At 42.9% G+C, this 12,263-nt stretch carries 8 protein-coding genes; 2 read left to right on the top strand and 6 right to left on the bottom strand.

Annotated features, from left to right (window positions below; genetic code table 11):
* Positions 1-15 precede the first annotated feature (15 nt).
* From HMPREF1481_RS08540 to rpsL, 4 genes are all read right to left on the bottom strand, one after another.
* Complete coding sequence (locus HMPREF1481_RS08540) at positions 16-4,410, bottom strand: PolC-type DNA polymerase III (protein ID WP_016466268.1); 4,395 nt, start codon at positions 4,408-4,410, stop codon at positions 16-18.
* Between the two features lie 113 nt (positions 4,411-4,523).
* Positions 4,524-6,605 (bottom strand): elongation factor G, encoded by a 2,082-nt coding sequence (fusA, locus tag HMPREF1481_RS08545; protein ID WP_016466269.1) that lies wholly within the window; start codon positions 6,603-6,605, stop codon positions 4,524-4,526.
* A 448-nt stretch (positions 6,606-7,053) separates the two neighbouring features.
* Positions 7,054-7,524, bottom strand: coding sequence for a 30S ribosomal protein S7 (gene rpsG / locus HMPREF1481_RS08550; protein WP_000087873.1), 471 nt, complete (start codon positions 7,522-7,524; stop codon positions 7,054-7,056).
* A 19-nt stretch (positions 7,525-7,543) separates the two neighbouring features.
* The gene (gene rpsL / locus HMPREF1481_RS08555) at positions 7,544-7,957 is read right to left on the bottom strand and encodes a 30S ribosomal protein S12 (RefSeq protein ID WP_001142332.1); all 414 of its coding nucleotides are present in this window, start codon (positions 7,955-7,957) and stop codon (positions 7,544-7,546) included.
* Positions 7,958-8,288: 331 nt separating this feature from the next.
* Between rpsL and HMPREF1481_RS08560 the strand changes: the two genes are divergently transcribed.
* Both HMPREF1481_RS08560 and HMPREF1481_RS08565 read left to right on the top strand, forming a co-directional pair.
* On the top strand, positions 8,289-8,729 hold the full coding sequence (locus tag HMPREF1481_RS08560; RefSeq protein WP_016466270.1) for a LytTR family DNA-binding domain-containing protein: 441 nt from the start codon (positions 8,289-8,291) through the stop codon (positions 8,727-8,729).
* Entirely contained in the window at positions 8,726-9,184 is a 459-nt protein-coding gene (locus tag HMPREF1481_RS08565) for a DUF3021 domain-containing protein (RefSeq protein ID WP_016466271.1), read from the top strand. Before HMPREF1481_RS08560 ends, HMPREF1481_RS08565 begins: the two co-directional genes overlap by 4 nt.
* A 40-nt stretch (positions 9,185-9,224) precedes the next feature.
* Here HMPREF1481_RS08565 and mutS read toward each other — a convergent pair whose 3' ends face one another.
* Entirely contained in the window at positions 9,225-11,756 is a 2,532-nt protein-coding gene (gene mutS, locus HMPREF1481_RS08570; protein ID WP_016466272.1) for a DNA mismatch repair protein MutS, read from the bottom strand.
* 46 nt (positions 11,757-11,802) lie between these two features.
* Positions 11,803-12,249 carry an arginine repressor gene (argR, locus tag HMPREF1481_RS08575; RefSeq protein ID WP_016466273.1) on the bottom strand — a complete coding sequence of 149 codons (447 nt, stop codon included), beginning with the start codon at positions 12,247-12,249 and terminating at the stop codon, positions 11,803-11,805.
* Positions 12,250-12,263: the final 14 nt, after the last annotated feature.

Here is a 12,263-nt window from a genome sequence, read left to right on the forward strand (position 1 = left end):
CCTCCGTTCTACCTCTTAAAACAAATCATCAAACAAACTCAATTGGTTATCCTCTGGCATATTGCCGAGAATTCCCATTTCATCCATCTTTTCAACCAAGGTTGAGGAGAGTCCTCCACGCTTGCGGAGTTCTGTTTTAGAGAGGAATTCTCCCTCTTGACGGGCACGAACCAGTTGCTTGGCAACGTTCTCTCCCAGTCCATCCATAGCAACAAACGGCGGGATGAGGGTGTCTCCATCGATGATGAATTCAGTTGCATCACTGCGATAGAGGTCCAATTTCCCAAATTTGAAGCCACGTTCCCACATCTCGTTGACGATTTCAAGTGTTGTGTAGAGATCAACTTCTACGTTGGAAGCTTCATTGTTCTTACGCTTTTCAGCAATTTCTTGCATCTTGCGTTTAATAGCATCCAAGCCTGCCCCCATGGTCTTGATATCAAAGGCCTTAGCACGGATTGAGAAGTAAGCACAGTAATAATAAATCGGATGGTGAACCTTGAAGTAGGCTACACGCAAGGCCATCATAACGTAGGCTGCCGCATGGGCTTTAGGGAACATGTACTTGATTTTTCCACAAGATTCGATATACCACTCAGGTACATTGTTAGCCTTCATGGCTTCGATATAACCATTGCGCTCTTCTTCTGAGATTTTAAGCCACAATCCCTTACGCACTCGCTCCATGATGGTAAAGGCCATCTTAGGTTCTAAACCTGCATGCATGAGGTAAACCATGATGTCATCCCGACATCCGATAACGGTTGATAGGTCCGCAATTCCAGTCTTAATCAAATCCTGGGCATTTCCCAACCACACATCGGTACCATGGGACAGACCAGACAGCTGAAGCAACTCCGCAAAAGTCGTCGGATGGGTTTCATCCACCATGCCGCGAACAAAGTTAGTTCCAAACTCTGGAATACCAAGCATACCAGTCGAGGTACCGATTTGCTCAGGCGTCACTCCTAGGATATCTGTACCTGAGAAAAGATCCATGACACCAGAATCATCCATCGGAATATCATTTGGATCAATGCCTGACAAGTCCTGCAGTTTCCGAATCATGGTCGGATCATCATGACCAAGGACATCGAGCTTGAGGACGTTCTCATCGATATCGTGGAAGTTAAAGTGAGTGGTTTGCCATTCAGCAGTGACATCATCTGCAGGATACTGCACAGGAGTAAAGTCATAGACATCCATATAATTAGGGATAACAACGATTCCCCCGGGGTGCTGACCGGTCGTCCGTTTAACACCAGCAGCTCCTTGGGCTAGGCGCTCAACTTCGGCTTCTCGGTAGAATTTGCCATAATCACGCTCGTAACCCTTGACAAATCCATAGGCTGTTTTAGCAGCCACCGTACCAACCGTTCCTGCACGGAAGGCATACTCTTCCCCAAAGATATCACGCACATCCAAGTGGGCGCTCGGTTGGTCTTCACCTGAGAAGTTCAAATCGATATCGGGTACCTTGTCTCCATCAAAACCAAGGAAGGTCTCGAAAGGAATATCCTGTCCATTCTTGCTGAGTTTGTGACCACAGTTTGGACAGTCTTTATTTGGCATATCAAATCCTGAACCGTAGGAACCATCTGTGATAAACTCACTGTACTGACACTGACCACAGACATAATGAGGAGAGAGAGGATTAACCTCAGTGATCCCAATCATGGTCGCAACAAAACTGGATCCAACAGACCCACGAGAACCAACCAAGTAACCCCGTTCGTTGGAACGGTGCACTAGCATCTGTGAAGCCAGATAAATCACGGCGAATCCATTCCCCAAGATAGAGGTCAATTCCTTTTCAATCCGCAAATCAACGATATCTGGGAGTGGATTTCCATAGATTTCGAAGGCTTTTTTATAGGTTAATTCAGCAACTGTTTCTTCGGCTTTGTCAATGAAAGGTGTGTACAAGTCGCCTTTAACGACCTCGACAGGCTCAAAGATTTCTGCCAAGGCATTGGTATTTTCAACAACAATCTTACGAGCCAAGTCTTCCCCTAGAAAGGCAAATTCATCCAACATTTCATTGGTTGTTCTAAAGTGTGCCTTTGGTAGCGGAGCAGGCTGGGCAGCTTCTCCATGGCCGATCGTTCGGTTAATCATAGCTCCCTGACCTAGACTGCGGACGATGATTTCACGATAAATTTCATCCTCGGGTTCGAGATAGTGGACATTTCCTGTCGCAAGAACGGGCTTGCCGAGACGATCTCCAACCTCTATCAAACTCTTGATAATGGTGTGGAGTTCTTCCATGTCCTTGACCTGCTCTTTGGCAATCAGAGGAGCATAGATAGCCGGAGGCATGACCTCGATAAAATCATAGTATTTAGCTACTTCGACTGCCGCATCTACACCTTGTGATACGACTGCATCAAAGACTTCCCCTTCCGTACAGGCTGAACCTAAGATCAAACCTTCTCGATGGGCATCTAGCACCGTACGTGGAATCCGTGGAACTCCTTCAAAATACTGGGTATTTGAGAGAGAAACCAGCTTAAAGATATTTTTCAAGCCCACCTGATTTTTCACATAGATGGTCGCATGCTTGACTCGAGCTTTTTTATAGGAATCTGGACTGATTAAATCAAGGTTTAATCGTGCCAAATCTGTCACACCGTGTTTTTCTGCCACTTCCTTGATAAAGATAAAGAGCAGACGGCCAGTTGCTTCCGCATCGTAGTTGGCCATGTGGTGGTGTTCTAGAGCTACACCAAAACGTTTAGTCAATGGTCCCAAACCATGGCGTTTGTACTCAGGATAGAGATTTCTAGCGAACTCTAGCGTATCGATGACAGGTTGAGTAATTTTTGGAAGACCGTGACGCTCATAGTTGGCATTCATAAAACCAACGTCAAAGCTTGCATTATGGGCTACAAGAACTGTATCTTTACAGAATTCTTGGAATTCTTTCAGAACTTGAACCAAGGGTTTAGCATTTTTTACATGGTCATCAGTAATCCCAGTCAACTCGGTTGTAAAGGCTGATAAGGGATGCCCTGGATTGATAAATTCGTCAAACTCAGCGATGATATTACCCTTATACATCTTGGAAGCGGCCACCTGAATCAAGTCATTATAGATAGCTGATAGGCCTGTCGTTTCCACGTCAAAGACTACATAGGTAGCTTCAGACAAATTCATCTCCACTTCGTTATAGACGATAGGAACACGATCCTCAACGATATTTGCTTCCATTCCATAAATGAGCTGAATACCAGCTTTCTTGGCTGCCTTATATCCATGAGGGAAAGACTGAACATTGCCGTGGTCTGTGATTGCTACTGCCTTGTGTCCCCATTTGGCTGCTTTCGCAACGAGTTCTTCGACTTCAGGAAGAGCATCCATGGTCGACATATTGGTATGTGCATGGAACTCAACCCGACGTTCTCCCTCTGGCATCAAGTCTTTACGCTCATAGTGGACAACTTCCTGCACATCTTGCACGTTCATGGTCAAGTCTCGCGTGAAATTATTCATTTCAACATTCCCACGAACACGAAGCCAAGAGTTTTTCTTGATCATGTCAAACTTCTGAGCTTCTTCTTCATTTTTGACCCATTTTTGCATAGAGAAACTAGAAGTATAGTCGGTCATCTTGAAGTTAATCAAAACACGACCTGTTCTAGTCACCTTCTGCTCAACATCAAAAACAACTCCTTCAAAGACCAGACGGTTCTCCTCAGTATTGACCTCAATCATTGGAGTAATTTCTGCCTTGTCTAGTTTTGGCTTGGCAGCTGCCTTCTTGGCTTGAAAATCAAAGACAGGCTTGTCCTCTACTGGAGGTGGTGGCGCCATCTGTTCCAACTGTTCCATGGCCCGAAGAGTTTCTTCATTGGCAGCCTGAACAATCATTTGATTTTCCGAATGGAAAGCTTCTTGCTCTTCCTTGGTCAAATCTTCATTTTTCTCTAAAACACAAGTGAATTTAGGAAAGCCAAAAAGTTCCAGCTGTTTACTGAGATTTGGTAGGTGGTTTTTTCTAAAATGTTCTGTATCTGCTGCTTCAGAAGCTTCAATAATCAACTGAACATTTTTAACTCGAACCTGACAGTTTTGATACATGGAACGAAATCCCTGACTAGCACAAGGTCCATCTGAAAAAGCCTCTTGATAGTAGGCTTGTAGAAGCTCTTTTGCAAAATCTCGATGACGAGTTTTTATCTCAAAGGTTGCTTGATTTCCTGTTTTTGAAAACTCTTCTTTCAGACCCTTCTTCAACTCTAAAAAGAGTTCAAAAGGCAGGATATTCTCAAAGATAAAACGAAACTCCCAAATTTTACTTTGTTTGTGTACAATAACTTGTTCAATTTCTGCCTCGGAGAAGGCTTCATGATTTCTTATCTCAGCGGGGATTCCCAACTGATTCATTAAAATTTCAAAAGTGGTTGACATCCATTTTCCTCACAATATACTCCTTCTATTTTACCATATTTGAAGCCATTTTAGCTATTTCTACCAAACAGAAAAAGAAGCCACAAAGTGACTTCTTTTAAAGTGACGGTGAATTATTCTTCACCTTTATTTTTCTTGATGATTTCTTCTTGTACTGACTTAGGTACATCTTCGTAGTGGTCGAATACCATCATGAATGTACCACGTCCTTGTGATGCAGAACGAAGAACTGTTGCATAACCGAACATTTCAGCAAGTGGAACGTAAGCACGAACGATTTGGCTGTTACCGTGTGCTTCCATACCATCTACACGTCCACGACGAGCAGTTACGTGGCCCATAACATCACCAAGGTTTTCTTCTGGAACAGTGATTGTTACAAGCATCATTGGTTCAAGGATAGCTGGTTGTGCAGTCTTAGCAGCTTCTTTAAGTGCAAGAGATGCAGCGATCTTGAAGGCAGTTTCAGATGAGTCGACATCGTGGTATGAACCATCGTAAAGCTTAGCTTTAACGTCAACAATTGGGTAACCTGCAAGAACACCGTTAGCCATTGCTTCTACAAGACCTTTTTCAACCGCTGGGATAAATTCACGAGGAACCACACCACCGACGATTGCGTTTTCAAATTCGAATCCTTTACCTTCTTCGTTTGGAGTAAATTCAATCCATACATCACCGAATTGACCTTTACCACCAGACTGACGTTTGAAGAATCCACGTGCTTGAGTAGAAGCGCGGAATGTTTCACGGTAAGATACTTGAGGAGCACCTACGTTCGCTTCAACTTTAAATTCACGACGCATACGGTCAACAAGGACGTCAAGGTGAAGTTCACCCATACCAGAGATAACTGTTTCACCAGTTTCAACGTTTGTTTCAACGCGGAATGTTGGATCTTCTTCAGCCAATTTTTGAAGGGCGATACCCATCTTGTCTTGGTCTGCTTTAGATTTTGGCTCAACCATCAATTGGATAACTGGTTCTGGAACGTTGATTGACTCAAGGATGATTTTTGCTTTTTCATCTGTCAATGAGTCACCAGTTGTAGTATCTTTCAAACCAACGGCAGCAGCGATATCACCCGAGTAAACAGTGTCGATTTCTTGACGGCTGTTAGCGTGCATTTGAAGGATACGTCCGATACGTTCACGTTTACCTTTAGAAGTGTTCAATACGTAAGAACCTGATTGAAGAACACCTGAGTAAACACGGAAGAATGTCAAACGACCTACGAATGGGTCAGTCATGATCTTGAAGGCAAGAGCTGCAAATGGCTCTTCGTCAGATGCTGGACGAGTTTCTTCTTCATCTGTATCTGGGTTGATACCTTTGATCGCTGGGATATCAAGTGGGCTTGGAAGGTAGTCGATAACCGCATCAAGCATCAATTGAACACCTTTGTTCTTGAAGGCAGAACCACACAATACCGGGAAGAATTCAACGTTGATAGTTGCTTTACGGATAGCAGCTTTCAATTCTTCGTTAGTGATTTCTTCACCTTCAAGGTATTTCATCATCAATTCTTCATCAGTTTCAGCAACTGCTTCAACCAATTTTTCACGGTATTCTTGAGCTTGGTCAAGGTATTCAGCTGGAATATCTTCTTCAAGGATATCTGTACCAAGGTCGTTAGTATAGATTTCAGCTTTCATCTTGATCAAGTCGATGATACCACGGAAGTCATCTTCAGCACCGATTGGTAATTGAATTGGGTGTGCGTTCGCTTGAAGACGGTCGTGAAGTGTGCTTACTGAGTAAAGGAAGTCAGCACCGATTTTATCCATTTTGTTGGCAAATACGATACGTGGAACTCCGTACTCAGTTGCTTGACGCCAAACTGTTTCAGTTTGAGGCTCAACACCTGATTGTGAGTCAAGAACTGTAACCGCACCGTCCAATACACGAAGAGAACGTTGTACTTCGATTGTGAAGTCCACGTGTCCTGGTGTGTCGATGATGTTTACGCGGTGGTTGTTCCATTGAGCTGTTGTCGCAGCAGATGTGATAGTGATACCACGTTCTTGCTCTTGCTCCATCCAGTCCATTTGTGACGCACCTTCGTGAGTTTCACCGATTTTGTGGATTTTACCAGTGTAGTAAAGGATACGCTCAGTTGTAGTTGTTTTACCAGCATCGACGTGAGCCATGATACCGATATTACGAGTTTTTTCAAGTGAAAATTCGCGTGCCATGAGGTTTGTTTCTCCTATTATTTTTTATTTCTATTATATTATAACACGATTTAATAAAAACGGATAGGCAGGACCTACCCGTTCTCAGTGTTTATCTTGTTTTTTGTTGGTTCCAACTTGTAGATAAGTTGAGTTGAACTAAAGAGCTGACCGAGCTCAATCGAACCTGGGCTAAAAGCTCAAGTTAACTGATTTGAACCCGAGCGAGGCACGGTGCAAAAAAGATAAACTGCTTTGTGTTCACGGAACACTGCATCAGTTTCCTATTTTTTCCTTGTGCCTTTGCCGCTCTTGGTATCATAATTGAACTCGGGCTAAAAGCTCGAGTTAGCTGATTTGAGCTGGAACGGGATGCTGGGTGAAAAAGATAAACTTCCTTGTATTCATCGAATACTGCGTCAGTTTCCTATTTTCACTGTGCATCCTTACCGTTCCTAGCATCATATTCTTACCAACGGAAGTGTGCGAAGGCACGGTTAGCTTCAGCCATACGGTGAGTGTCTTCACGTTTCTTAACTGCTGCACCAGTGTTGTTAGCAGCATCCAAGATTTCTTTTGCAAGACGGTCTTGCATTGTGTGTTCACCACGAAGGCGAGCGATTGTTACCAACCAACGAAGTCCAAGTGTTGTACGACGTTCTGGACGAACTTCAACTGGGACTTGGTAGTTTGATCCACCAACACGACGTGCACGTACTTCAAGTACAGGCATGATGTTTTCCATAGCTGTTTCAAATACTTCAAGTGCATCGTTACCAGTAGCTTCTTTGATTTGCTCAAAAGCACCGTAAACGATTGAAGCAGCAGTACCACGTTTACCATCAAGCATAACGCGGTTGATAAGACGAGTAACTAATTGTGAATTGTAAAGCGGATCTGGCAATACGTCACGTTTTGGAGCTCTATTTTTACGACTCATTTCTCTTTATCCCCTTTCCTTATGCTTTTGGACGTTTAGTACCGTATTTAGAACGGCCTTGTTTACGATCGTTAACACCTGCAGTATCAAGTGCACCACGGACGATATGGTAACGTACCCCTGGAAGGTCTTTTACACGTCCACCGCGAAGAAGCACCACGCTGTGCTCTTGCAAGTTGTGTCCGATACCTGGGATGTAGGCAGTAACTTCGATAAGGTTGCTCAAACGTACACGAGCAAATTTACGAAGGGCAGAGTTAGGTTTTTTAGGTGTCATTGTTCCAACACGAGTTGCAACACCACGTTTTTGTGGTGAAGAAACGTTTGTTTGAACTTTTTTATGACTGTTGTAACCAACGTTCAAAGCTGGTGATTTAGATTTTTCTACTTTTGATTTACGCGGTTTGCGAACCAATTGGTTAATTGTAGGCATCTACATTCTCCTGTGTTTTTTTATTTTTGGTGATGATACACTTGGTGACAGCTATCATCTGTGTGTACTTTTGCAACATTTGTCAGCACGTCCCTGTACACTTTTGAGAGACCAAAAGTAAAAAGTACCGTCTATTATTGTACCACGATTTTTCTATCTTTGTCAATACATTTCTTCTTATTTTTCGACTTCCTTTATCTTTGTTTTATTACAAACCACATAGACTCTGTATCCGACCATATAGTCAAATCGCCTTGTAATTGTCTAGAAAATGGTGTTTAATAGATTTGTAAGTAAGAGATCTCTATTACAACTTGATAAAGGAGAAATTATGAAAGTCAGACTTGACATTGATCAACAATACGCCGAAGAACAAATCATTATAGAGGCACCAACCTTGTCTCCAAGAGTTCAAAAAGTTAAAGACTTTGTTCAATCGCTGGATCAAAAAGAAACTCTTAAAGGAAAATTTCAAGATCAGGTTTTTCTTATCGAAATTCAAAAGATTCAACGGATTTACATTGAAAACCGTAAAGTGCTAGCTGAAACGGGTAATCGAACCTATGCACTCGATATTCGTCTCTACCAAGCAGTTGAAATCTTACCTGCTTCCTTTATCCAAATTTCCCAATCGGAAATTGTCAACATTGACGCTATCAGCCATCTAAAACTAACCTCTAACGGCTTGATTGAAATTTATCTCAAAAACGACAGTTTTACTTACTCATCTCGCCGTTACCTCAAAGCTATTAAGGAGAAATTAGAACTATGAAAAAACATGTATTTCACGATGCTACAACTGGTATCCTCATCGGTCTCATCCTATCTATAATCTTTTCGTTTATCCACTCACCAAATAACTACGCACCTCTCAGCCCCAACTCTTTGATTGGTCAATTCATGACCCAACATCAGGTGCATGGATCACTCGTCCTGCTTTACTGTCTGCTTATCTGGGCAGCGATTGGAGTCCTCTTTAGTTTTGGCGGTCGTCTCTTTGCTCAAGACTGGAGTCTCCTTCGAGCTACTGTCACTCACTTCTTCCTTATGTTGCTATGCTTTGTCCCTCTAGCAATCCTAGCCGGTTGGTTCCCGCTTCACTGGACTTTCATCCTTCAGCTCATCCCAGAGTTTGCAATCGTCTACCTCATCATCTGGGTTATTCTCTATAAGAGAGAATCCAAAAAGGTTGCACACATCAATCAACTATTGTCTCAAAAACACTAATATACAAGAAACCCACTCACAGGACTGAGTGGGTTTTGACTTATAATTTTTGCTTCAGCTCTAACAAGAGATTCATGGCTTGCATAGGCGTTATATTATAAACATCTATATTTGCTAATTCTGCTAGAATAGGATTTTCTTCTTTTTCATCAAAGAGAGACATCTGCTCATTGACAGTATTTTGTTTGGTAGGAATTGGACTTTCCTGACCTTGGCTTTCTAGTTGAGTTAAAATCGCATCCGCTCTTGCTAGTAAGTCTGCTGGCAAACCTGCAATCTTGGCAACGTGAATACCGTATGATTTGTCTGCTGGACCTGGTTCAATCTTATGAAGGAAAGTAACTTGGCCATTCTGCTCAAGCGTAGCCACGTGAACGTTTACCAGATGTTTCAAACTAGCTTCCAGACTGGTTAATTCATGGTAGTGAGTCGCAAAGAGAGTCTTGGCACCAATATGCTCATGGATATACTCGATAATAGACTGGGCTAAAGCCATCCCATCATAAGTTGCGGTTCCACGGCCTAGTTCATCAAAGAGAATCAAGGAATCCTTTGTCGCATGAGAAATGGCATTATTGGCTTCCATCATCTCTACCATAAAGGTAGATTGGCCTGAAACCAAGTCATCCGCTGCACCGATACGGGTAAAAATCGCATCAAAGATTGGCAAGCGGGCACTTTCTGCCGGGACATAAGACCCCATCTGTGCCATGACCGCTGTTATCGCCAACTGGCGCATATAGGTTGACTTCCCGCTCATATTAGGTCCTGTGATCAGTTGGATACTGGTGTCTTCATCCATCTGGATGCTGTTTGGGATATAGGTTTGGGCTCCCATGACCTTTTCAACAACTGCGTGACGACCATTTTGGATATCAATCCGTGACTCTTCCCCAAACTCTGGTCGAATCAGGTGTTGCTTTTCTGCAACTACTGCCAAACCTTGCAAGACATCGACAGTTGCAATTCCTTGGGCCAAGGCTTGCAGGCGTTGGATATACTTGCCAACTTCCTCACGGATACGCATAAAGATTTCGTACTCTAGATTTGCTGATTTCTCACGCGCCTCTAACATTTCTCCCTCGATACGCGCTAACTCCTCTGTCCCAAATCGCTCAGAGTTTTTCAGCGTGGCCTTACGGAAAAAGTGGGCTGGAACGTTACTGAGCTGCGAGTTGGTCACATGGAAATAGTAGCCGTCCTTTTTATTGTAATCAATCTTGAGAGTATTGATGCCAGAGTTTTCTCTTTCCTTGGCTTCAATCTCAGCAATCCAGCTGGTCCCTTCCCTGAGAACACGACGGTATTTATCCAAGGTCTCATCAAAGCCCGTTCGAATAATACCACCTTCGGTAATCACGTGAGAAGCCTCAGGAGCAATAGCTGCACTAATAAGACTCTCCAACTCAGGAATAGCATCTAGTTGTTCAATCAGATAAGCTAGAGCTGGTTGCTCCATTCCTTCTAAAATTGCTCGGATTCGTGGAACACTTCCCAAGGTAGTCGCTAATTGCAAGAGGTCTTTGGGATTGCTTTTCCCAAAAGAAACACGACTAGCCAAACGCTCGATATCGTAGACTCCCTTGAGGCTTTCCGTTAAATCACTACGCTCAAAGAAATAGTCCAGAAAGACTTGCACAACTTCCTGACGTTCTAAGATACGGTCCTTATCAATCAAAGGGCGTTGTATCCAAGAACGTAGAAGACGCATCCCCATGGCAGTCTTGGTTTCATCTAGTAGCCAGAAAAGACTGCCTTGTTTCTTACCTGAACGAGCATTTTCAACCAGATCCAGACTAGCCTTGGTCGCATAATCCATCTGCAAGAAATCTTTGATTTCATAGCGGATAACAGGTTTTAAGTGATTCAGCTCTCTCATCTGAGTCCGATGAACATATTGGAGGAGTTTACTGCTAGCTGCTTGCTCAACAGGAGCCAATCCTGAATCTAATAGATGTAGGTCTTCATATGCTTCCTGTTCGAAGGAAAGCACTAGATTCATCTGACGACTGAGAATCTGGTCTTCTACTTCAGGCAAGTCATAACCAATCACCACTTCTCTCGCCTTGAGATTGCGGATTTCACCACATACTAGAGAAAAGTCCGATAGCCCCGTTACATAAAAATCACCTGTTACTAGGTCCATGTAGGCTAAACCATATTGAGACCCATCACGATCAATAGCTACCAAAAAGTTGTTTTGACTATCCGGCTTGCTACTATCAACGACCGTACCTGGTGTAATAACCTGGACAACTTCACGCTTGACCACACCGACAGCTTGTTTGGGATCTTCCATCTGTTCAGCGATGGCAACCTTGTAGCCACGCTCCACTAGAACATCGATATATTGTTGGGCAGAGTGGTAAGGAACACCAGCCATGGGAATAGGATTTTCAGCATTTTTATTACGACTGGTCAATGAGATTTCTAGTATCTGGGCAGCATTGACTGCATCCTCATAAAATAACTCATAAAAATCACCCATACGAAAAAGCAAAAAAGCATCTGGATATTGCTTTTTGATATCCACATACTGTTGCATACCCGGTGATAATTTTTCAGTAGTCATTTATTCTCTCCTTGTAAAAACAGCCCTGGGAGAAGCTCTCAAGACCTTATCTATCTTCCATTAGCTCTAGTAGGCGTTCTTCCATAACTTTAGCTGCATGTTGATCCTTACAGATGACCAACAAGGTATTCGCTCCTGCAACCGTTCCTAAAATCCATTCATCTTTATTTGAATCTACTACATTGGCTAAGACAGATGCTTCTCCAAGTTTCGTATGGAGCACCAAGGTGAATTCAGCTCTTGCAACACCTTCTAAGTGATGTGACAGAAATTCGACCAAATCAATCTTCTCTGTCTCATTTGCTAATACATAATAGACAACATCGTTTTTCTTAACTTTAGTTAAGCCAATTTCTCGCAAATCACGAGATAAAGTTGTCTGTGTCACAAAGACATTACAAGCTTCCAAACGATCCTGAATTTCTTTTTGAGTGCCTAATTTTTCTTCTGTAATCATTCGCTTAATAAGCTGATGACGTTCTCTTTTTCTCATATGTTCCTCTCGAG

It is taken from the genome of Streptococcus sp. HPH0090 (genome assembly GCF_000411475.1).
Taxonomy (GTDB): Bacteria; Bacillota; Bacilli; order Lactobacillales; family Streptococcaceae; genus Streptococcus.

Excerpts from the sequence above, each read along its gene's own strand:
- HMPREF1481_RS08540 (WP_016466268.1), bottom strand. The coding sequence starts at position 4,410 with ATGTCAACCACTTTTGAAATTTTAATGAATCAGTTGGGAATCCCCGCT.
- fusA (WP_016466269.1), bottom strand. The coding sequence starts at position 6,605 with ATGGCACGCGAATTTTCACTTGAAAAAACTCGTAATATCGGTATCATG.
- rpsG (WP_000087873.1), bottom strand. The coding sequence starts at position 7,524 with ATGAGTCGTAAAAATAGAGCTCCAAAACGTGACGTATTGCCAGATCCG.
- rpsL (WP_001142332.1), bottom strand. The coding sequence starts at position 7,957 with ATGCCTACAATTAACCAATTGGTTCGCAAACCGCGTAAATCAAAAGTA.
- HMPREF1481_RS08560 (WP_016466270.1), top strand. The coding sequence starts at position 8,289 with ATGAAAGTCAGACTTGACATTGATCAACAATACGCCGAAGAACAAATC.
- HMPREF1481_RS08565 (WP_016466271.1), top strand. The coding sequence starts at position 8,726 with ATGAAAAAACATGTATTTCACGATGCTACAACTGGTATCCTCATCGGT.
- mutS (WP_016466272.1), bottom strand. The coding sequence starts at position 11,756 with ATGACTACTGAAAAATTATCACCGGGTATGCAACAGTATGTGGATATC.
- argR (WP_016466273.1), bottom strand. The coding sequence starts at position 12,249 with ATGAGAAAAAGAGAACGTCATCAGCTTATTAAGCGAATGATTACAGAA.